The organism is Kitasatospora sp. NPDC032150, assembly GCF_055579945.1.
On sequence record NZ_JBVIMH010000016.1, the window covers coordinates 99,975 to 121,647 of the forward strand.

At 72.3% G+C, this 21,673-nt stretch carries 18 protein-coding genes; 10 read left to right on the plus strand and 8 right to left on the minus strand.

The annotated features are described in order from the left end of the window. The first annotated feature begins 55 nt into the window (after positions 1–55). A complete protein-coding gene (locus ACZ5ON_RS20310) occupies positions 56–1,267 on the plus strand; it encodes an FUSC family protein (protein WP_465594190.1) in 1,212 nt (403 codons plus the stop codon). Between the two features lie 32 nt (positions 1,268–1,299). Here the strand turns inward: ACZ5ON_RS20310 and ACZ5ON_RS20315 are convergent, their stop codons facing one another. Both ACZ5ON_RS20315 and ACZ5ON_RS20320 read right to left on the minus strand, forming a co-directional pair. After that, positions 1,300–2,169 carry a class II glutamine amidotransferase gene (locus ACZ5ON_RS20315; RefSeq protein WP_465594193.1) on the minus strand — a complete coding sequence of 290 codons (870 nt, stop codon included), beginning with the start codon at positions 2,167–2,169 and terminating at the stop codon, positions 1,300–1,302. Between the two features lie 635 nt (positions 2,170–2,804). After that, a complete protein-coding gene (locus ACZ5ON_RS20320) occupies positions 2,805–4,352 on the minus strand; it encodes an AMP-binding protein (protein WP_465594196.1) in 1,548 nt (515 codons plus the stop codon). A gap of 158 nt (positions 4,353–4,510) precedes the next feature. Between ACZ5ON_RS20320 and ACZ5ON_RS20325 the strand changes: the two genes are divergently transcribed. Continuing rightward, complete coding sequence (locus tag ACZ5ON_RS20325) at positions 4,511–5,410, plus strand: spherulation-specific family 4 protein (RefSeq protein ID WP_465594199.1); 900 nt, start codon at positions 4,511–4,513, stop codon at positions 5,408–5,410. Positions 5,411–5,506: 96 nt separating this feature from the next. Here the strand turns inward: ACZ5ON_RS20325 and ACZ5ON_RS20330 are convergent, their stop codons facing one another. Both ACZ5ON_RS20330 and ACZ5ON_RS20335 read right to left on the minus strand, forming a co-directional pair. Further along, entirely contained in the window at positions 5,507–5,770 is a 264-nt protein-coding gene (locus ACZ5ON_RS20330) for a hypothetical protein (RefSeq protein ID WP_465594202.1), read from the minus strand. Between the two features lie 16 nt (positions 5,771–5,786). Then, complete coding sequence (locus tag ACZ5ON_RS20335; RefSeq protein ID WP_465594205.1) at positions 5,787–6,149, minus strand: YciI family protein; 363 nt, start codon at positions 6,147–6,149, stop codon at positions 5,787–5,789. A gap of 502 nt (positions 6,150–6,651) precedes the next feature. On the opposite strand from ACZ5ON_RS20335, the gene ACZ5ON_RS20340 reads away from it, so the two are divergent. The 5 genes from ACZ5ON_RS20340 to ACZ5ON_RS20360 all read left to right on the plus strand — a co-directional run bounded on the left by ACZ5ON_RS20340 (position 6,652) and on the right by ACZ5ON_RS20360 (position 13,579). Then, positions 6,652–7,860, plus strand: a complete 1,209-nt coding sequence (locus tag ACZ5ON_RS20340; protein ID WP_465594393.1) for a GNAT family N-acetyltransferase — start codon at positions 6,652–6,654, stop codon at positions 7,858–7,860. Between the two features lie 700 nt (positions 7,861–8,560). Further along, complete coding sequence (locus ACZ5ON_RS20345) at positions 8,561–9,433, plus strand: alkaline phosphatase family protein (RefSeq protein WP_465594208.1); 873 nt, start codon at positions 8,561–8,563, stop codon at positions 9,431–9,433. Positions 9,434–9,502: 69 nt separating this feature from the next. Then, on the plus strand, positions 9,503–10,720 hold the full coding sequence (locus tag ACZ5ON_RS20350) for an EfeM/EfeO family lipoprotein (RefSeq protein ID WP_465594211.1): 1,218 nt from the start codon (positions 9,503–9,505) through the stop codon (positions 10,718–10,720). Then, entirely contained in the window at positions 10,717–11,979 is a 1,263-nt protein-coding gene (efeB, locus tag ACZ5ON_RS20355) for an iron uptake transporter deferrochelatase/peroxidase subunit (RefSeq protein ID WP_465594214.1), read from the plus strand. The genes ACZ5ON_RS20350 and efeB overlap by 4 nt, the downstream gene beginning before the upstream one ends. Positions 11,980–12,766: 787 nt before the next feature. Continuing rightward, positions 12,767–13,579, plus strand: a complete 813-nt coding sequence (locus tag ACZ5ON_RS20360) for a trans-aconitate 2-methyltransferase (RefSeq protein WP_465594217.1) — start codon at positions 12,767–12,769, stop codon at positions 13,577–13,579. 7 nt (positions 13,580–13,586) lie between these two features. Here ACZ5ON_RS20360 and ACZ5ON_RS20365 read toward each other — a convergent pair whose 3' ends face one another. From ACZ5ON_RS20365 to ACZ5ON_RS20380, 4 genes are all read right to left on the minus strand, one after another. Continuing rightward, on the minus strand, positions 13,587–14,498 hold the full coding sequence (locus ACZ5ON_RS20365; RefSeq protein ID WP_465594220.1) for a GlxA family transcriptional regulator: 912 nt from the start codon (positions 14,496–14,498) through the stop codon (positions 13,587–13,589). A 10-nt stretch (positions 14,499–14,508) separates the two neighbouring features. Further along, positions 14,509–15,108 carry a cysteine hydrolase family protein gene (locus ACZ5ON_RS20370; protein ID WP_465594223.1) on the minus strand — a complete coding sequence of 200 codons (600 nt, stop codon included), beginning with the start codon at positions 15,106–15,108 and terminating at the stop codon, positions 14,509–14,511. A 248-nt stretch (positions 15,109–15,356) separates the two neighbouring features. Continuing rightward, on the minus strand, positions 15,357–15,503 hold the full coding sequence (locus ACZ5ON_RS20375; protein ID WP_465594226.1) for a hypothetical protein: 147 nt from the start codon (positions 15,501–15,503) through the stop codon (positions 15,357–15,359). 130 nt (positions 15,504–15,633) lie between these two features. Beyond that, positions 15,634–17,172 (minus strand): AMP-binding protein, encoded by a 1,539-nt coding sequence (locus tag ACZ5ON_RS20380; protein WP_465594230.1) that lies wholly within the window; start codon positions 17,170–17,172, stop codon positions 15,634–15,636. A gap of 389 nt (positions 17,173–17,561) precedes the next feature. Here ACZ5ON_RS20380 and ACZ5ON_RS20385 point away from each other — a divergent pair, with 389 nt between their 5' ends. From ACZ5ON_RS20385 to ACZ5ON_RS20395, 3 genes are all read left to right on the plus strand, one after another. Continuing rightward, entirely contained in the window at positions 17,562–20,009 is a 2,448-nt protein-coding gene (locus ACZ5ON_RS20385; RefSeq protein WP_465594233.1) for a GH92 family glycosyl hydrolase, read from the plus strand. 460 nt (positions 20,010–20,469) lie between these two features. Next, a complete protein-coding gene (locus ACZ5ON_RS20390; RefSeq protein WP_465594236.1) occupies positions 20,470–21,138 on the plus strand; it encodes a hypothetical protein in 669 nt (222 codons plus the stop codon). A 43-nt stretch (positions 21,139–21,181) separates the two neighbouring features. After that, positions 21,182–21,649, plus strand: coding sequence for a YchJ family protein (locus ACZ5ON_RS20395; protein ID WP_465594239.1), 468 nt, complete (start codon positions 21,182–21,184; stop codon positions 21,647–21,649). The last annotated feature ends 24 nt before the right edge of the window (positions 21,650–21,673 follow it).

Sequence of the window (21,673 nt, forward strand, 5' to 3'; positions counted from 1 at the left end):
GTGCCGTCTCGCCCGACCGCGTTGGGGCGGCCCCCGGAGCGGGAACGACGAAGGAATGCCAGCTTCGCGCGAAACGGTGATCCGGACCGTCCGACGTCGACTCAGGGAGCCCGTCGTCGTACTGACGGTGCGTGCGACGGTGGCGGCCACGATCTCGTACGCGGTCGCGGTCCACCTGAGCAGCGAACCAGCTCCGCTGACCGCACCGCTGACCGCCCTGCTCGTGGTTCAGGTCACGCTCTACTCCACCCTGACCACGAGCATCCGCCGGGTGAACTCGGTGGTGGTCGGAGTACTGATCGCCATCGGCTTCAGCTCCGTGATGGGGCTGTCCTGGTGGAGCCTGGGGCTGATCATCCTGGCCTCCCTGACCATCGGGCACTTCGTGCGGGTCGACGAGTTCGTCCAGGAGGTCGCGATCAGCGCCATGCTGATCCTCGGGGTCACCCGGCTGGCCTCGCAGGCCTGGGACCGGGTGCTGGAGACCCTGATCGGAGCCGGGGTCGGTCTGCTGTTCAACTTCGTGTTCGCACCCCCGGTATGGGTGGACACGGCGGGCGAGTCGATCGAGGACCTGGCCCGCCGGACCCGCCATCTGCTGGTGCGGATCTCCGAGGAGCTCAGCGGTCCCACCGCGGTCGAGCGCGCGGCCGCCCGGCTGCACGAGGCCCGCCGGCTCGACCAGGCCATCGCCGACGTGGACGCCGCGCTGCGCCAGGCGGAGGACAGTCTGCGGCTGAACCCGAGGATCAAGGAGGGTCTGCTCTCCCGGCTGGTACTGCGCACCGGGCTGGACACCCTGGAGATCTGCGTGGTCGTGGTGCGGGTGATGGCGCGTTCGCTCAGCGACCTGGCCAAGCGCCGCGAGCGGGACGAGGACCTCTTCCCAGCGCCGGTGGCACTCGCCCTGGAGGAGCTGCTGGTGCACGTCGGCGGGGCACTGGTGAGCTTCGCCGTCCTGGTGACGACCCAGGTGAGCCACAGCGCCGAGGAGGCGGAGGGACGGCTCGCCGCCGAGCTCTCCGCCGCCCGGGTCAGCCGGGACACCGTGGCCCACATGCTGCTGCGGCAGGTCCAGGAGCACCCGCACGCCTGGCAGCTGCACGGCTCACTGCTGGCCGAGATCGACCGGATCCTGGACGAACTGGACCTGGAGCACCGCTCGCGGCGCCTGATGGAGGAACTGGACCGGGCCGCGGTGGCCAACCGCGAGCGGTTCGAGTGGCTGGAGAAGCTGCGCAGCCTCGCCCGCGGGGAGAGGGGCTGAGCACCAGGCCAGGCGGCCGGCGGCCCCGCCCCTCAGGCCGCCTGCTGGGAGGCCGCGGCCTCCGGTCGCAGATCGCCGAGGGCGAGCGGGTGCGCGGGGGCGTCGGGCAGGACGATCCGGCGGGTCCGCCGGAGATCCGGTCCGACGTGCAGCAGCTCACCGGAGGCCATCAGGCGCCAGTCGGGGTTCTCGTCCATGCGTTCGCTGGCCACCACCACGGTGTCCGCCGCACGGAGGTCCTCGGAGTGCACGCGCATCCGGCCGGCGGTACCGCTGTGGTCCAGGTGCCGGTTGCCGTGGTGTCCGCCGGCGGTGCGGTGCAGCTCGTACAGCTCGTGGGTGTCGGGGTAGCGCAGCGCCCAGAGTTCGGTGGGCGTGGTGAGGACCAGATTGAGCGCGTACAGCGGCAGGTTCCCGGCGATCCAGTGGACCGCCTGTGTGATTCCGACGGTGATGTCACCGCCGTTCGCCCTGATCTCACGGGTGATCAGCGCGAAGACCCGCTCGGAGTCGGTGTCTCCGAGGACCAGTGAGCGGTCCTCGCCGAGCCGCTCCTCCAGCCGGTCCAGCCCACCGACCACGCCGTTGTGTGCCAGCAGCCGCCCGTCCTGCTCGAACGGGTGGGTGTTGCTCGCCAGCAGGCCACCGGTGGAGGCGAAGCGGATGTGGGCGACGAAGGTCGTGGACTCCACCTCCCTGGCCTCCTCGGCGAAGGCGCGGTCCTCATAGGCGGCGATGGGTTGCTTGTCCACTCGTGGGGTGCCGTCTGCGTCGAAGTAGCCCAGGCCGGTCCCGTCGGGGTCGCGGTGGCTCTGGGCGCTCAGGCTGTCGGGAGCGTCCAGCAGCCAGAAGGTGGCGTGGGTGCGCCTCGGGCTGCTGCTCAGGCCGAACAGACGGCACATCTGGTCATCCTCCGCTGGGGTCGGGCCCAGAGCGGTTCCCGAGACGGCGGCCCGCCACTCCCGACCACGCGTCTTCGCACCCGGACAGTCGCACGACCATGCAGCTCTCGCATGTTTGACTGATCCGGTCGCCAATCGTCAACTTCCGTTGTTCGCTCGTACCGCGATCCCGGCGGACACCTGTGACGATCGCCGAGGGGTACCTGACGCACCGACAGCGGACGGGAGCGGCCCGGATGACCGACGAGGAGGAAAGCCCGGTCCCGCCGGGTGACGACGAGCCGTTGTCGCACTTCGGCTACCGGCAGCAGCTGCGAAGGACCCTGCGGCTGCGCGACCTGTTGGTCTACGGCCTGGTGTTCATGGTGCCGATCGCGCCGTTCGTCGGTGGTGTCCCACTTCATCGTGCACGGCCGGCAGCGCAGTTACGGCACGCACCTGGTCGTCCCGGTGACCGGCTTCGCGATCACCGCCTACGTGCTCTACCGCGCGGATGTCCATGCCCCGGGTCGCCGGAGTGTGCTGGCTGGCGCTCGGCGCCGCGATCCTCGCCGTCCGCCGGCTGACCGGCCGTCCGACCGGCCTGCGGCCGGACGCCTGAGCACCGGCCGGGCCGGCTCGCCGGTCCGCGGTGGTCAGCCGCCGAGTGTCCGCTGCAGCAGCTTCTTGTCGGGCTTGCCCACGGACGTCAGCGGGATGGCCGGGACCAGGTGGACGGCCTCCGGCGCGTAGATGCGGCCCTTGCGGGCGGTGACGAACTCGCGCAGCCGGTCCGGGTCGGGGTGTTGGCCCGGGGCGGCGACCACGGCGGCGTGGACGTGTTCGGTCGAGTCGTCGGCACGGACGCCGAAGACCGCACACTGGGCGACGGCCGGGTGGGCGAGCAGCAGTTCCTCGACTTCGGCCGGGTAGACGTGGCCCCCCACCACGATGATCACGTCCTTGCGGCGGTCGACGATGAAGAGGTGGTCCTCGTCGTCGAGGTAGCCGATGTCCCCGGTCCGGACCCAGCCGTCGCGCACCACCTCGGCGGTGAGTTCGGGTTGCTTCCAGTAGCCGCTCATGACGCCCGGCGAGCTGACGTGGATCTCGCCCTCCTGCCCCGGGGGCAGCGGCTCGCCGTCGTCATCCCGGATCTCGATCTCCACGCCCGGCAGTGGGCGGCCGACGGTGATCTGCCCGCCCCGCCCGGTCACCGAGTGCTCGTCCGGGCCCACCTCGGTGATCCCCAGCGCCTCCGTCTGACCGTACAAGCCGTGGAGCACGGGTCCGAAGGCCTCGGCCGCCTGCCCGAGGCGCGCCGGGGATGCCGGGCAGCCGCCGTAGCTGATCCGGCGCAGGCTGGACAGATCGGTGCCGGGCCGGGCCGGGTGGTCGAGCAGCCGGTAGAGCAGCGGCGGCAGCACCCACAGATGGGTGATCCGCTCACGCTCGATCGCGGCGAGCACGTCACCCGGATCGAAGGCCCACCGCAGGACCACCGACCCGCCCTGGAACAGCGTCATGTCGGCGAGCACACCCGCGAGGTGGCCGATCGCGGTGCACGCCAGGAAGCGTGGCGGGTCGCCCGCGCCGGTGAGCGGCAGGGCGATGTTTCGCCGGTACGGGCCGTGGGCCATCCGGATGCCCTTGGGGATCCCGGTGGTGCCGCCGGTGTGGCGGATGCACCAGTCGTCGTCGGGGGCGACCGGGACGGCGAACGGCTCCGGCTCGTGGCGCGCGCAGCTCGCCAGGACGTCCTCGCCGAAGGAGCCCGGACCGAGGGTGAGCACGGCGGGGACCTGGACCCGCGGCAGCAGTTCCTCGGCGTCCCGGTACCGGGTGGGGTCGACCAGCAGCATTCTGGTGTCGACGCTGTCGACCACCTGGGCGAGCGTCTCGGGGGCCATGCCGTCGTAGAGGAAGACCACCCGCGCGCCGGCCAGGTTCGCCGCGTAGCGGGCACCGAGGGCCTCGGGGGTGTTGCCGGTGAGCAGCGACACGGTCATGCCCCGGCCGATCCCCCGGCCGGCCAGCTCGCGCGCCAGCCGGTACACACCGTCCCGGAACTCCCCCGCCCGGATCAACCGGCCGTCGGCGGCGGTCAGCGCCGGGCGGTCGGGGGTCCGCGCCAGCACGTCCAGGATCGCTTCGGCGTAGCCGGTGAAGGCCCGGTGGGGTTCGGCGGGTCGGTCGTGGTCCATGGTGCGGCTCCCCTCGGGCGGTGGGTCCGTACGGCGGTGCGCCATCGACGCTATGCGCAACCGTGCGGGCCCGCCAGGACCGGTGCCGCCGGACGGCTCCCCCGCCGGGTGCCGATGGGGCAGAATGTGGTCACTGTTGATCAAATCAGGGGGATGCCGTGCGCAAGCGCACCAAGGGCCTGCTGGCCCTGCTGTTCAGTTCCGCACTCGCCGTGACGGCGGGTTCGTCCAGCGCCACCGCCGCCACTTCGACGACCGCCACCCGTGGCCTGGAGATCGGCGTCCCGGCGTACGTGTGGCCCGGCGACCCGATGCTCTCCGGCCTGCAGGCCGCCACCCCGGCCGCCTCGATCGTGATCCTCAACCCCGGGAACGGCGACACCGTGTTCACCCCGGCCTGGCAGGCCCAGGCCGACACCCTGCGGGCCGGCACCACCGCCACCGGAGGGCACACCAAGGTGATCGGCTACGTCCACACCGACAACGGCACCCGCCCGCTCGCCGACGTCGAGGCGTCCATCGACAACTACCTCAAGACCGCCGACGGCAAGCTGCACGTGGACGGCATCTTCTTCGACGTCGTCAGCCGGGACTGCGGCGCCGCCAACAGCACCCGCGACTACTACTTCACGCTGCGCCAGTACGTGCAGACCGCCATGAACGCGATCGACCCGGCCGCGCAGGACCTGGTGGTGGACAACCCCGGTACCGCGATCGCCGACTGCTACCTGGATCCCGCCCACCGCACCGCCGACACCTTCGTCACCTACGAGGGCAGCTACGCCGACTACACCGGCGGCGGCTGGCTCGGCGGCAACGTCTTCAACCTGACCTCTGGCTACTACTCGGGCGCCTCCTTCGACCCGAGCGGCACCTCCTTCTGGCACCTGGTCTACAACGTGCCGGACGCGCCCCGGATGCAGACCGCGCTGGACACCGCCTTCGCCCGCGGCGCCGGCTACGCCTACGCGACCGGCGACACCATGCCCAACCCCTGGGACACCGCCCCGAGTTGGGGCTTCACCGCCGAGACCTCGCACGCCGCGACGATCGGCTGACCTGACCGCCGCGCTCCATGGCGCATCGAAGGGCCCCCACCACGTCTTTCGCGGTGGGGGCCCGTGTCATCCGAACCGGACAGCTCCTCCACACCGTCAAGCTTCTTTGGCGGCAAGCCGGTTCGCGCGGACGGCGAGGTGGCGCCGCTCCGGTGTGCTGGCGGTGCGGCGAGCGGCCTCGCGGTAGGCGGACACCGCGCAGTCGCGGTCACCGAGCAGTTCCAGCAGGTGCGCGCGGGTAGCGAGCAGCCGGCGGTGACGGGCCAGCCGCCGGTCGGACTCCAGAGCGGCGAGGACCTGCGGCGCGAGTTCGCGCAGCAGGTCCCCGACACCGCGGTCCGCGGGGGAATCCACGATCACCGGATCGGCTCCGGGCTCACAGGTCGCCGGCGGACTCGTGCAGGATCGGCCAGAGCTCGACCGGCTCCCGGTCCGCGAACGGCATGTCCGCCGCGATCTGCAGCGCCCGTTCCTCGCTCTCGCAGTCCAGCAGGTAGAAGCCGGCCATGTACTCCTTGGTCTCCAGGTACGGGCCGTCGGTGGTGGCCGGCGCGCCGTTCTCCCGCCGCACCAGCCGGGCGTTGGCCGCGTCCGCCAGACCGTAGGCGCCCAGCAGCTCACCGCTCTCGCGGTACTTGGTGTTGAACGCCTCCTGCCTGGCGATCGCCTCCGGCCACTGGTCGGCCGGGAAGGAGTCCCACTTCTCCTGGTTGCCGTAGATCATCAGCAGGTACTTCATCAGCGGATCCTCTCTGTCCGCGCACCCCCTCGGCGCACTCTCACCCGTCAGTCGGGGCGGGCACCCGGTTCTCTACATCCGCTGACGGATTTCCCGGAAATTTCTTTCCGCACCCCCGCCGGCCTGCCAGGACGCCCGGGGTGCCATGGCGGGCCGGGCTACCTCGACGCGGCCGTCCCACCCGGCACCGGGGCGTGTCCCGGCCGCCGGAGCCAGGCCGCCGGAGCCAGGCCATCGAGCAGGTCAGCCCACCGAAGAGGACGGCAGCGGCGTGGCCCCACCTCCTCGGCCCCACCCCCTCGGCCCCACCCCCTCGGCCCCACCCCCTCGGCCGCACCCGATCGGCGCACAGCGGATGAGCCGGCCGGCGCGTCCCCGGGCGGCCGACCGCCGTTCCGCTTCCGGACTCCATTTCCGGGCGGCCCGGTGGCGAACTAGCATTTCCTCCGTGAGCGACTCAGCTCCGCCGACGGCCGCCACCACGCCCGAGTCCCCCTCCCGGCTGCAGATCAGGGAGGTACCGGACTCCGACCTCGACCGTGCCATCGATCTCGCCTCGCTCGTCTTCCTGGAGACGTACGACGACGAAATGCGCGCCAGGCACCGGGAGTTCCTGCTCCGCTGCAACCGGATCGGTGCCTATGCGGACGGCCGGCTCGTGGGCCTGCTCGCCGCCGTCCGGCTGCGGGTCTCCGTGCCGGGCGGCGGGCTTCCCTGCGCGGGTCTCACCTTCGTCTGTGTGGCACCGACCCACCGTCGTCGCGGGGTGCTGTCGGAGCTGGTCACCGAGCTGTGGCGCCGGTGCGCGGTCACGGGCCGGCCGCTCGCCGCCCTGTGGGCCTCGGAGGCGGCGATCTACGGCCGGTACGGGTTCGGTGCGGCCACCCGGCTGTGCACGGTCGAGATCGACTCCCGGCGGCCGCTCGACCTGCGCGTCGCACCCGATCCGCGGCCGCTGCGCCTGCTCGACCCGGCCGAGGCACCCGAGGTGCTCGGCCCCCGTTACGAGACGAGCCGGGCGGAGCGGGCCGGCCGCCTGGCCAGGGACGGCTACTGGTGGCGCGAGCAGATCCTGCCCGAACAGGACGAGGACGACGACGAGCTCAGCCCGCCGCGGGTGGTACTGCTGGGCGACGGACCGTCGCTCGACTACGCGGTCTACCGCACCCGCGGCGGCGAGGACTCCCCCGGGGTCGTCGAGGTCTACGAGCTGGAGGCCGGGACCGGCCAGGCCGCGGCGGCGCTGTGGAGCTACCTCGCGGGCATCGACCTCACCGGCAGGGTACGGGCCTGGGGGCGCCCGGCCGACGACCCGCTGCTCCTGATCGCCGCCGACCGCGACCAGGTGCGCGTCACCCAGGAGTTCCCGGCGCTGTGGCTGCGGCTCGCGGACGTCGGGGCGGCGCTGACCGGGCGGTCCTGGGCCGCACCGGTCGATCTGGTGCTCGACGTCAGCGACGGTTCCATCCCCGCCAACAACGGACGGTTCCGGCTGACGGCCGGCCCCGGCGGGGAGTCGTACCGCGCGAGTGCCGAACCCGCCGATCTCTCCCTCGACGTACGGGATCTGGCGGCCTGCTACCTGGGCGGCACCCGGGTGGGCGACCTGGTGCGGGCGGGCCTGGTGGCCGAGCACACGGCGGGCGCGGCCCGGGCGCTCGACGCCGCGCTGTACACGGACCGGCTGCCGTTCACCAGTGACGAGTTCTGATGAGTCTTTGTGGATAACTCGAGCCCTTGTGGATGACTTGGCAGGTACCGATCCATTGACAGTGCTTCCCGGGGTGCAGCAACATCATTTTCCGGCGGCCGAGAAACGGTACAACTCTGGCCACAATCAAGGGACTTGCAGATAAGGAGGGTCCGCGGCCGCCAGTGAGCCCGATTCGGCGCCTTCGAGGGGACCGACATGGCACCACGACCGACCTGCCACGGCATCACCGGCGCGCCGGCCGCGTCAGGCCTCGCACTGACACTCGCCGCGGCCGGATCCGGCACCGCCACAGCCGCCACACCCTCGCCCGTCGCCGCCGCGCTCACCCCGGCCCCGCTACCGGGCACCGCGACCGCGGGCCCGATCCGGGCCTCCCGACCGGAGGGCAGGGCCGGGCAGAGGAAGCACAAGCATCGAAATCAACCGGTAAAAACGGTTGCCGCAAGCGAGTTGACTCCTGCTCAGGCCGGGTCTCGCCCCATAGCTCCGTCTCCTCGCTAAGTTCACAGACTCGCCAGTCCACCGACAACTGAAAGGCACCTACGGCCCCAATGCTTTACGCGGCACCGAGGCCGGGCGGACCGCCCGGCCACCCCCGCACCGGTCCGCGGTTCGGCCACGAGGCCCGTGCGGCGGAAACCCCCACTTCCGTAGAGGCCGAGGCGTACGCCCCGGCTCGTCTTCCCCTGGAGTCCCCATGCGTTCGAGGTCTCGTCTCGCCGGCCTGTCCGCCGTTGCCACGGCGACGGCGGTTGTCACGTCCCTCGCCCTCGCTCCGCACAGCTCGGCCGCCGCCGTACCGGCCGCCGGATCCGTCCCCGCGTTCTCGCACATCGTCGTGGTGATGGAGGAGAACCACTCCTTCGACGACATCATCGGCGACACCAGCGACGCCCCCTACATCAACTCCCTTGCCTCGCAAGGTGCGTTGATGACCTCCTCATTCGGCGTCACCCACCCCAGCGAGCCCAACTACATGGCGCTGTTCGGCGGCAGCACCTTCGGGCTCAGCTCCGACGCCTGTCCGGTCAACAAGGGCAACGCGGCCAACCTGGGCTCCGAGCTGCTGGCCGCCGGCAACACCTTCGCGGGTTACTCCGAGGACCTGCCGAAGGCCGGTTCCACCACCTGCCGCTCGGGCGCCTACGCGCGCAAGCACTCCCCGTGGGCCAACTTCACCAACATCCCGGCCGCCGACCAGCAGCCGTTCTCGGCCTTCCCCACGGACTACAACCAGCTGCCCACCGTGTCGTTCGTGATCCCGAACCTCAACGACGACATGCACGACGGCACCATCGCCGACGGCGACTCCTGGCTGCAGAACAACCTGGCCGACTACGCCAACTGGGCCCAGCAGAACAACAGCCTGCTGGTGGTCACCTGGGACGAGGACGACTACACCGAGAGCAACCAGATCCCCACCGTGTTCTACGGCGCCCACGTCCAGCAGGGCCAGTACAGCGAGACCGTCAACCACTACAACGTACTCGCCACCCTGGAGCAGGCATACGGTCTGCCGAAGGCCGGCCAGAGCGCCAACGCCGCGCCGATCACCGACATCTGGAACTGAACCGTCCGGGGGCCCGGCCCCGCCTCCCCGCCCCGGGGCCGGGCTCCTGCCTGCCCGAAGGACCGCACCATGCCGGAGCGAACTCCCCCCACGCCCCCTGTCGGACGGCGCGAAGCCGCCCGCCGGCTCCGCCCTGCACTGGCCGGGCTGGCCCTGCTGGGCACCACCGCGCTGGTCGGCTCCGCGCCCGCCGACAGCAGCCTGCTCGCCCCGCCCGGCGGCAGGCTCCGGGTGGACACCAGCACCTGCGGCACACCGCCCGAGCACCTGCCCGCAGGGCCGGTCTCGTTCAGCGTCACCAACGACTCCAAGGTCTTCGCCACGCTCTACGTCATCTCGCCCGACGGGGGCCTGGCGTACGCGGAGATCCCCTGGCTCGGCCCCGGCAAGACGCTCCCGCTTGCCACCACCCTGACGGGCGGTCAGTACGCGGTGCGCTGCGTCTTCTCCAGCGGCCCGGTGCTCACCACCCGCCCGCTGACGGTCTCCGGGAAGGCGTCCGGCGCCGTGGCCGGCTACCCGCCCCTGCCCGACAAGGAGATGGGTGCCCCCGTCAAGGCCTACCGCGACTACGTCAAGGCCGCCCTGCCCGGACTGCTGGCCGATGCCCGTACCCTCGACGCCGACGTCGCCCGCGGCGACCTCGCGGCCGCCAGGACCGACTGGCTCACCGCACACCTGGACTACGAGCGCCTGGGCGCCGCCTACAACTCCTTCGGCGACTTCGACAAGTCCTTGAACGGCATGGCGAACGGACTGCCCCAGGGCGTCGACACCGCCGGCTGGACGGGTTTCCTCGCCGTGGAGTACGGCCTGTGGCACGGCTGGGACGCCGACCGGCTGCGACCGGTCACCCGGCAGTTGGTGGCGGACGCCGACGAACTGGTCCAGGACTTCCCCAGCGAGGACACCGACCCGGGCGACCTCTCGCTGCGGGTGCACGAGATCCTGGAGAACTCGCTGCAGTTCCAGCTGAACGGCATCGCCGACTATGGCAGCGGCACCACGCTGGCCACCCTCGACGCCAACGTCCAGGGCACCGAGAAGGTACTGGACATCCTGGCTCCGGTGATCCGGCCCCGCGATCCGGCGCTGCTCGACCGCCTGCAGCGCGAACTGCCGGACTTCGAGGGTACGGTGACGGCCCACCGGGCCAAGGACGGCTCCTGGACGGCGTCCGCGAGCCTCACCACCGCCCAGCGCCAGCGCCTCGACGGAGAGCTCGGCCGGCTCCTGGAGGAACTGGCCGTCCTGCCCAACCTACTCACCCCAAGGAACCACGCGTGACCGCCCTCGACCCGTCCGCCACCGAGCACCGCTCGCCGCTCGGCCGCCGCGCCTTCCTGCGCGGAGCCTCCGCGGGCGCCGCCGTCACGGCGGGCGCGCTCGCCGGGGCCTTCGCGGCCGCCGCCGAGCCCCAGCCCGCCGGCCCGTCCGGCCGGCGGATCCCGTTCCACGGCCCGCACCAGGCCGGCATCACCACGCCGCAGCAGGACGCGGCGTCCTTCGTCTCGTTCAACGTCATCGCGCCCGACCGGGCCGGGCTCTCGGAGCTGCTGCGGACGCTGACCGAGCGGATCCGGCTACTGACCTCGGGCGACCCGGTGCCAGCCACCGACCTGGCCTCACCGCCCACCGACAGCGCGACCCTCGGACCGGTGCTGCCGGCCGACGGGCTGACGATCACCGTGAGCGTCGGTGCCTCGCTGTTCGACGACCGGTACGGGCTCGCGGCGCGCAAACCCGCCAAGCTGGTGGCGATGCCGGTCTTCCCCGACGACAACACGCTCGGTTCCAAGGAACTGCACGGCGATCTGTCGCTGCAGATCTGCGCCGACTCACGCGACACCGTGATGCACGCGCTGCGCGACATCACCCGGCACACCCGCGGCGGCATGCAGCCGAGCTGGAAGGCCGACGGCTTCCACGCCGCCCCGCGTCCGTCCGGGACCCCACGCAACCAGCTGGGGTTCAAGGACGGCATCTCCAACCCCGAGATCGGCGACCGGACGGAGGCGGACTCGGTGCTGTGGACGCACGGCGGTGCGAACGGGGAACCGGCCTGGGTGGAGGGCGGTTCCTACCAGGTAGTGCGGATCATCCGGATGCTGGTCGAGTTCTGGGACCGGGTCTCGCTGCGCGAGCAGGAGCGGATGATCGGCCGCCGCCGCGACTCGGGCGCGCCGCTGGACGGTACCGAGGAGTCCGACGCCCCCGACTTCCAGGCCGACTCCCAGGGCCTGCTGACACCGATGAACTCGCACATCAGGCTGGCCAACCCGCGCACCCCCGAGTCGGCCGACCAGCGGTTCCTGCGCCGCGGCTACAACTACGACCGCGGCCTTGACCTCGACGGCAACCTGGACGTCGGGCTGATCTTCTGCTGCTACCAGCAGGACGTGGAGCGGCAGTTCCAGACCGTCCAGCAGCGGCTGGCCGGGGAACCGCTGGTGGACTACATCTCCCCGACCGGCGGCGGGTACTTCTTCACGCTCCCCGGCGCCAAGGGCCCGTCCGACTGGCTCGGTTCGACCCTGCTCCCCTGACCCGGGCCACCCCGGCTCCGGCCTCCGTGAGCCGCCGTGGTCATCCTACGACGAGCAGGTCCCCCGGCCGGCAGCACCCCGCCGGCCGGGGCCGAGACGTCCAGGTCTCGTGCACGGAGCACGACGACCTGCTCACCGGCGCGGAGGTTTCCGCGCAGGTGCGGCGGATCCCGGCCGGCTGAGCACTGAACCGGTAGCCGGCCCCGCAACGGCACGGCCCCGTCCTGCCATCCTCCCGGTCCTCCCCTCCCCGAGCAGCGCGCCCCCGCACGGACGCTCAACTCACGCCGTGATCCTGCCGATAGCAGAGGCCGAACGAGCACGGACCTTTCCGGCGGACGTGCACCCCAGGGCAGAGAGGGCGAACTGCGGGTGATTCCCACCGAGTTGCGGCGGCCGTGCGGCCGGGTACGCTCCGCCGGCCGGACCGTGCTGGCCACAGCGGCGGTGCTGGCGGCGGCTGCGGCCGGCACCGGCACCGCGTCGGCGTCGGACACACCGGGCTCCTACTCCTACTACGGCTTCTCGAGCGGCGGGGTTCTCGGAGGAGACGTTCCGCACCACGGTGGTGGACGGCACCCGGCTGGAGATCTGGGACTGCCACGGCGGAGCCAACCAGCGCCGGACCACCCCGGTGACTCCGCCTCCATGACCGCACGGCTCCCGGCGATTCGGTCGGGCGGGACTCCGCGGGAAGATATCTCGCCATCAAGAAGCTTGATATCGAGATAATTTTGCCGGATCATGGAGCCGACGGAGCAGGGATCGCCGCCGAAGGAGTCACGCCATGCGCCAGGCCACCTGGGACCCGCAGCAGTACCTGCGCCACGCGGGCCACCGGACCCGTCCGTTCCTCGACCTGCTCGCCCGCGTCCCCGAGCCACCGGGCTCCCCCGCGCTGATCGCCGACCTGGGCTGCGGCGCCGGGAACGTCACCGCCCTGCTCGCCGGCCGCTGGCCCGCCGCGCATATCACCGGCTTCGACAACTCGGCCGAAATGCTCGCCGCCGCCCGGGAGTTCGCGGGTCCCACCCCCGGCGGCGGCTCCCTCGAGTTCCACCCGGCCGATGCCGCCTCCTGGGTCCCCGACCGGGCCTGGGACTTGATCGTGTCCAACGCCACCCTCCAGTGGGTGCCGAGCCACCCCGAGATGCTGCCGGTCTGGATCGGCGCCCTCGCCCCCGGCGGGACCTTCGCCCTCCAGGTCCCCGACCAGTCCGCCGCCCCCAGCCACACGCTGCTCGACGGGCTCTGCCGAAGCGCCCGGTGGCGCGGGCGCCTGGCCGACCACGCCGGCGAGCGGCGCCAGTTCGCCCTCAGCCCGGCCGGCTACCTGGAACTCCTGGCCGGCCTCGACTGCACGGTGGACGTCTGGGAGACCAGCTACGCCCAGCTGCTTCCCGGCCGGGACCCGGTGCTCGACTGGGTCAAGGGCACCACCCTGCGCCCCGTGCTCACCGCGCTGGCCGACGACCCCGAGGCCACCGCCGCGTTCCTCACCGAGTACCGCGATGCACTCCGCACGGCGTACCCGGCCGGCCCGCACGGCACCGTGTACCCCTTCCGCCGCGTCTTCGCCGTCGCCACCAGGCGGGGCTGAGCGGCGCTCAGCCCACCCGGGCGCGCAGGCGGCGCAGCATGCGGGCGTCCTCGAAGCCGACCGAGCGGGCGGCGGAGTCGACCGTCGCGCCGTGGCCGATCAGGTGCTCGGCGCGCTCCAGGCGGAGCGTCTGCTGGTAGCGCAGCGGGGTGAGACCGCCGGTGGCGCGGCTGAAGAGCCGGGTGAGGGTGCGTTCGCTCACCCCGACGGCCGCGGCCAGTGCGGGCAGCGGCAGCGGCTCGGCGAACCGGGTGTCGATGATGTCCTGGGCACGGTGCACGGTGTCGTCGAGGTGGGAGCGGTGCCTGAGCATGGCGCTGGTCTGCGGTTCGCCGCCGTTGCGCCGGGCGTAGACCACCATGTCCCGGGCCACCTGGGCGGCGACCGCGGGGCCGTGCCGGGTTGCGACCAGGTGCAGGGCCAGGTCGATGCCGCTGGCGATGCCGGCCGAGGTGACCACCCGGTCGTCCACGGTGAAGAGCACGTCGCGGACCACCACGGCGCCGGGGTGGCGCCGGGCCAGCTCGTCCTGGACGTCGTGGTGGGTGGTGCAGCGGCGGCCGTCGAGCAGCCCGGCCCGGCCGAGCGCCTCGGCTCCGGCGCAGATGCTGGCGACGGTACCGCCCCTGGCGTGGTGGTCCCGCAGGGCCTGGAGCACGCCCTCCCCGATGACGGGAGCGGCGACCCGGGGGTGCACCCGCCAGCCGGGCACCACGATCAGGTCCTCGGGCCCGAGTTCGGGCCACTGCGACCTGGCGGTCAGCGGCAGCCCCTGGGCGCTGGGGACCTCGGTCCGCTCGGCGACGTAGCTGAGCGCGTACGGGTGCCCGAAGTCACCTGCGGTGGAGAAGACCTGCGCGGGGCCGGCCAGGTCCAGCAGGTGCACTCCGGGCACCAGCAGAAAGGCGATCTGGTTCACGATCCGGTCATCATGCCCGAGTCGCCGCGGCGGCTTCCAGTTCGTCGATGGTGGCGATGGTGGCGAAGCGGCCGGCCAGGGCGTACTCGGTCCGCCTGATGATCTCCTCGGCACCCAGGGTCCGCGGGTCCGCGAGCAGTTCGGTGACGGTGAGGTCGGCGGGGGCGTCGCGGTGCGGGATGGGGTGGGTGGCGGTCGCGTCGGTGACGAAGGTGACCCGGTAGCCGAAGTCGCTCGCGAGGCGGGTGGTGGTCTCCACGCACTGCTCGGTGCGCAGGCCGCACAGGGTGAGCTCGCGGATGCCGTGCTCGGTGAGGAGTTGCTGCAGATTGGTGGTGGTGAAGGCGTTGTGCGAGGTCTTGTGGATCAGCGGTTCCCCGTCCTGGCGTTCCAGCTCCGCCATCAGCCGGACGTGGCCGAGCTCGGGGTCGAAGGTGTTGCCGGTGCCGGGTTCGCAGTGCAGTACCCAGACCACCAAGTCGCCCGCCTGGCGGGCGAGTCGGACCAGGCGGTCCACCTGGTGGGCGATCTCGGGGTTGGAGACGGTCTCCCAGAGCGCACGGGCGCGGAAGGACTCCTGGACATCGACAACGATCAGTGCTCGGTTCATGTCCCCAAGTCTGGTCGGCGCCGATGGACCCTCGACAGGCCGCATCAAGTCCGGGAGCGGACCGATCCGGTCACGGCCGACTGCCGGCATCATCCCGTTGTGGAGGAGGCGGCCGGCATCCCCGGACGACACCGGCCGCCCGGCGGCGAACCGAGCGACTGGGCCGATGTCATGTCCTCCGGGCGACACGGGAGTTGTCACGGCAGGGGCTGCACCGCCCTGCTGAGGGCCGGTGGTGGGAAGCCGTGCTACGAGCGGCGCAGCCACTGCCCCCAGTGCGGCGGCGGATCCGCCGGGCGGCAGCACGGCCGGGAGCACTCCTGTTCGTCGTCCTCCGGGTCGATGACGAACGTGTCCCTGCCGTGAATCGTGCGCGGGGGCTTCTCCCGATCCATGGCCACCCTCCGTTGCAAGTCGGTCGACGGAGGATGACGCTACAGTCTGTCATGCGCCGTGTACATGGCGCTGCTTCGGATCAGATCCGGCGCTCCCCGCGGCCGGGGCGACGGGGAGCGCCGTGGGCGGTCAGACCGCGGCTTCCTGGGCGGCCTGTCGCAGCGCCTTCTTGTCCGGCTTGCCGACATCGGTCAGCGGCAGCTCGGGGGCGAAGGTGATCCGGGCCGGTTCGTACATCGCACCCCGCTCGCGCAGCACCAGTTCGCGCAGTTGCTGCTCGTCCACCGCACCACCCGGGACGGGTACGACGACGGCGTGCACCCGCTCCATCCGGTCGGCGTCGGGAACGCCGAAGACGGCGCTCTGCCGGACCTGGGGGTGGGAGTTGAGCAGGTCCTCCAGCTCGGTGGTGTAGACGTGGCCGCCCACCACGATGATCATGTCCTTGAGCCGGTCGACGATCGTGAGGAAGCCGTCCTCGTCCAGCCGGCCGAGGTCGCCGGTGTGCAGCCAACCGCCCCGCAGTGTCTCGGCGGTCAGCTCCGGCTGCTTCCAGTAGCCCTGCATCACGCTGCCGGAGCGGACGCACACTTCGCCGAGCTCCCCCGCGGGCAGGTCGTTGCCCGCCTCGTCCCGGATCGCCACCTCGACACCGGGCAGCACCTTGCCGGCGGAGCGCAGCCGGTCGAGCCGCTCGGGGTCGTGGTCCTCGGCGGTCAGCGCGCTGATGCCGCCGGCCTCGTTCTGGCCGTAGAACTGGAACAGCACCGGGCCGAGCCGCCGTACCGCGTCGGCCAGCCGGACCGGCGAGGCCTGGCAGCCGCCGTAGACCAGGTTGCTCAGGCTGGAGGTGTCGCGCTGCTCGATGTCGGGGTGGTCCAGCAGCTGGTACAGCAGCGGCGGGAGCAGCCAGAGCCGGCTGATCCGCTCCTGCTCGATCGCGGCCAGCACCTCGGCTGGCTCGAAGTCCTCCAGCAGCACCACGGTGCCGCCGGCGGACAGGGTGAGGTCGACCAGTTGGCCGGCCGCGTGCGCGAGCGTGGTGCAGACCAGCTGACGGTGCTTCTCCTGCTGCACCTCGCTGATCTGCGAGCGGATGTCGCCCACCTGCTCGAAGGTGGCGCAGATCCCCTTGGGGTGGCCGGTGGTGCCGCCGGTGTGGCGGATCGAGCAGATGTCCTCGGGCCGGACCAGACCGCCGAACGGCTCGGCCGACTTCCCAGCCGCCAGCTCCAGCAGGTCCGCGCCTTCCTTGGCGGGCCCGAGGACCAGGACGTGCTCCACCTCGACCCTGGCGGTCAGCTCGGCCGCCCGCTCGGCCAGCCGGGGGTCGACGATCAGGGCGGCCGTCTCGACATCACGGATGATCGCGGCCTGGACGTCCAGCGAGAGCTTGTTGTACAGGTGGTTGATCCGGCAGCCGATCAGGTTGGCCGCGTAGCGTGCGGCGATGGTCTCCGGCAGGTTGCCGCTCAGCAGGGTCACGGTCTGGCCGCGGCCGATCCCGCGCTCCTGCAGAACCCGGGCCGTCCGGTAGACGAGATCGCGGAGCTCGCCCGCGGTGACGCGCCGCCCTTCGTGGACGACCGCCTCCTGCTCCGGCTGCTCCCCCAGTACGTCGAGGTTCTGCTCGACATAGCTCCGGAACGTGTGCTTGGTGCTGGTCATACGTCATTCCCCTCCAGGCGTCGGCACACGAGCTCCTGCGCCGACTGTGCTCGGTTCGATGACTCCGGGCTTGACGGCCCCACAGGGGAGAACGGGAATCCCCTTGAACCCATTCCGCCAGTTAGTTGCCCGGAGCAACCATACGTATGGTAATCGCCTCCTCACGCAAGATCAAGACATCTGGTAACACGGCTGTAACTCACTGTGCGTGTTCACCGGCCGCCACGCCCGGCCCCGACCGCCCGCTCGCCGACCACCGCCCGCCGGCTCCGGCAAGCCGCCCAAGCTGACCAGTCGTCACATCTCCGGGCGTGTACGGCCGCAGCGTCAGCCCCCGATGAGGGCAGGATCGAACCGTCACACCGTGTCGACCACCCGCAGGGAGAGACATGCCGTCGCGCAGCCGCCCACGCCACCGCCTCCGCAGGGCCCTGTGCTCCGCCGTGCTGCTGGCCGCCACCCTGACCCCGGCCGTACCGGCATCCGCGGCGCCCACACCGGCCGAGCGGCCGTCGGCGCTGGTCAACCCGCTGATCGGCACCCGGGGCGGTGGCCGAACGTTCCCCGGCCCGGCAGCGCCCTTCGGCATGGCCCAGCCGAGCCCGGACACCATGGCCCCCGGTGGTTCCGGTTCCGGCTACTCCTACGAGCACGCCGCCATCACCGGCTTCAGCCAGACCCACCTCTCCGGGGCCGGCTGCGGCGTCAACGGCGAGGTCCCGATCCTGCCCACCACCGGCCCGGTGACGGCCTCCGAACCGGCCGCGTACGCCGCGCACTTCAGCCACCGCGACGAGCAGGCGTCGGCGGGCTACTACCGGGTGGGCCTGGACAGCGGCGTGACCGCGGAGCTGACCGCCACCGCGCGCACCGGCTGGCAGCGCTACGCCTTCCCGGCGGGACGCCAGGCAAATGTACTGGTCAACACCGGCAAGGCCGGTATGCCGGTGGAGAGTTCGGAGTTCCATGTGGTCGGCGACCGGACCGTCGAGGGCCTGGTGACGGACGGCCGGTTCTGCGGCAGTACGAGTGACCGCCACACCCTCTACTTCACCGCCTCCTTCAGCCGCCCCTTCACCTCCTTCGGCACCTGGCACGGCGGCACCCTCTCCCCCGGCTCCCGGGACTCCGTCGGGGACGGCCGCCACGGCAGCGGCGGCTGGCTCACCTTCGCGACCGGTGGCACCGGCGATGCCCCGGGCACCGGTGCGAACGCCGAGGAGCGCCAAGTCGTCGTCAAGGTCGGGCTCTCCTACACCGGCCTCGACGGCGCGCGCCGCAACCTGGCGGCGGAGACCAGCGGCCACGACTTCGACCGGACCCGCCGGGCGCTGACCGCCGAGTGGGACCGGCGGCTGGGCGCGGTCCGGATCGGCGGCTCGGACCGCGCCCACCGGACGGCCTTCCACACCGCGCTCTACCACGCGCTGCTGCACCCCAACCTGATCGGCGACGTCGACCGGCGGTACCCGGGCGCCGACGGGAAGGTCCGCACCGCGACCGACTGGACGCCGTACGCCAACTTCTCGCTCTGGGACACCGCCCGCACCCAGAACCAACTGCTCGAACTGCTCACCCCCGAGGTCGCTCGCGACATCGACCTGTCCCTGCTCGCGGTCCACCGCGAGGGCGGCTGGCTGCCGAGATGGTGGCTGGAGAACAGCGAGACCGGGGTGATGACCGGCGACCCGGTCACCCCCTTCCTGGTCGACGGCTGGTCCAAGGGCCTGCTCGCCGGGCACGAGGAGGAGACCTACCGGGCACTGTGGCGCTACGTCACCCAAGTACCGCCCACCGAATCCCAGTTCAGCGGGCGCAGCGGCAACCCCCGGTACGCCGCACTCGGTTACCTGCCCTACCTCGCCGACTGCCGTAGCAAGCACGGCCAGGACGACGACTGCCAGCACCCGGCCTCCGCCACCCTCGAGTACGCGGCGGCCGACGCCGCCCTCGCCCTGATGGCCGAGGCCCTCGGCCACCACGCGGACGCCGCGCTGCTCACCGCCCGGGGCCGGAACTACCGCACACTGTGGAACCCGGGCACCGGCTTCTTCGGCCCGCGCAACCCGGACGGCAGCTGGGTGGCCCCCTTCGACCCGGTCTCCGGCTTCGAGCACGGCGACGGCGGCCGGACCGCCTTCCACGAGGGCGGCGGCTGGCAGTACCTGTGGTCGGTGCCCCAGGACGTGGCCGGACTGATCGACCTGCTGGGCGGCAGGGACGCGGCCACCGCCCGGCTGGACTCCTTCTTCGCCTACGACCGGCTGCTCGCCGACCCCGCCGGGACGGCCCGCACCGCCTGGGTCCACGACGCCGGCGACTACTTCGGCCGGACCACCTACGACCCCGACAACGAACCCGACCTGCTCGCGCCGTACCTCTACCTGTGGACCGGCCGCCCCGACCGCACCGCGACCGTCACCCGGGCCGCCGAGACCCTGTTCACCGACACCCCCGACGGCGTCACCGGCAACGACGACCTCGGCGCCATGTCCGCCTGGTACGTGCTGACCGCCCTCGGGCTCTACCCCGGCGCCCCCGGCACCGGAACCTATCTGCTCACCACCCCGCAGTTCCCGCTCGCCGCCCTGACCGTCGGGCCGTACCGCGGCCGCCGGGGCGGCACAGTGGTGATCTCCGCACCGGGAGCCGACCTGGACCACCGCTACACCGTCGGCCTGCGGGTCAACGGCCTTCCCTGGCAGCGCACCTGGCTGAGCCACTCCGCCCTCGCCAACGGCGTGCTGCTCGACTACCGGGTCGCCGCCGCCCCCGGCCGCTGGGGCACCGGTCCGGCCGACGCCCCGCCGCCGTACTCCGCTGCCGGGCGGTCCTGAAGGCACGCCTGACCGGGAGGAGCTACCAGGCGGCCGGCCCTCAGGACGGTTCGGCCGTCGCCGTCGGCGCACCCTCCCCGTCCCGGCAGCCGGGACGGGTGCGCTGCCGGTACGAGCGGGCGGCGACGGGCAGTGCGATGCCGTAGACGGCGAAGGCCGCTGAAGCCGACCCAGCCGATCAGCAGGGCGTCCGTCGAAGTGTGGAAGTCGCCGGCCCGAACGGTCACCACCCCGACGCTCGCGAGGGAGAGGTAGCAGGTGCCCGAACACCCCCGTACGGCGCCAGCGTGGCGGCACCGATCAACGCCGGGGCGAGCGGCAACCACCGCGGTACCCGCCTGCCGCCGAGGAGGAGGGCCCAGCGTGCCAGGCCTACTTCCGTCGTACTCCCGTGCCCACGAAGGCGGTGCGCAGCCGGGCAGGTGACCGGGCGTCACGGGCGATTGGTACGGTCGGCCGCATGACGCAACTCGATCGCTCCGCCCGGCAGCCCGTCACCGCTTCCGACGTCCGGCTCGCCATGAGCCTCGCGCTGGCCGTGCTGCGCGGCGGGCCCGAGGCGGAGCAGGGCTGGTCCGTCAGGGCGGGCTCGCTGGACTGGGACTGCTGGGAGACCGCCGAGCACCTGGCCGACGACCTGTTCTCCTACGCGGCGCAGCTCGGTCCCACCACTCCCCCGCTGGACGGCTACGTCCCGTTCCGGTGCACGAGGGAGCGCCCGGGCAGCCCGCGGAACGCGGTCTTCGCCGACCGTACGGCCGGCCTGGCGGGGCTGCTCCAGGTGCTGGAGGCCGGCGCGGCACTGCTGGCGGCAATGGTGGCGACGGCTTCGCCGCAGGTCCGGGCGTACCACAGCTGGGGGATCGCCGATCCGGAGGGCTTCGCGGCGATGGGTGCGGCCGAGACGCTGCTCCACGCGCACGACATGGCCGAGGGCCTGGGCCTGGCCTGGACACCGCCCGCCGACCTGTGCGACCGGGTGCTGGCGCGCCTGTTCCCGGGCGCCCCGGTGGACGGGGACCGCTGGCGCACCCTGCTCTGGTCGACCGGCCGGGCCGACCTCCCGGACCGCCCCCGGCCTGCCACCTGGACCTGGACCTCCGCGCCGGAGGGCGAGCGCACAGCCTGACGGCCGTCCCTGGCAAGTCTCGCGACCAGGCAGAATGGGGGTCATGTCCCGACGCAGCTCGAAGTCCGCGGCCAGGTCCGCCGCCAAGCCCACGGCCAGGTCCGCGGCGGCCACCTCCCCGGTGGCCTCCAGCACCTCGCCCTGCCCCTGCGGCCTGCCCGCCCCGTACGGGGAGTGCTGTGGTCGGCTGCACCGGGGCGAGGCGGCGGCCGCCACGGCGGAGGCGCTGATGCGCTCGCGGTTCAGCGCGTTCGCCGTCCGGGACGAGGCGTACCTGCTGCGCAGCTGGCACCCGGACACCCGGCCCGCGCGGCTCGATCTCGACGTTCGACTGCGCTGGGTGCGGCTGGAGATCCTGGCGACCTCCGACGGCGGCCCGTTCCACAGCGAGGGGACGGTCCGGTTCCGCGCGCACTACGCGGAGGGACGGGCGGAGGGCGCGATGGAGGAGCTGAGCCGCTTCGTCCGGGTGGACGGCGCCTGGGTCTACCTCGACGGAGTGGTCGACTGACGGGTGGTAGGCCCGGCCGACCCT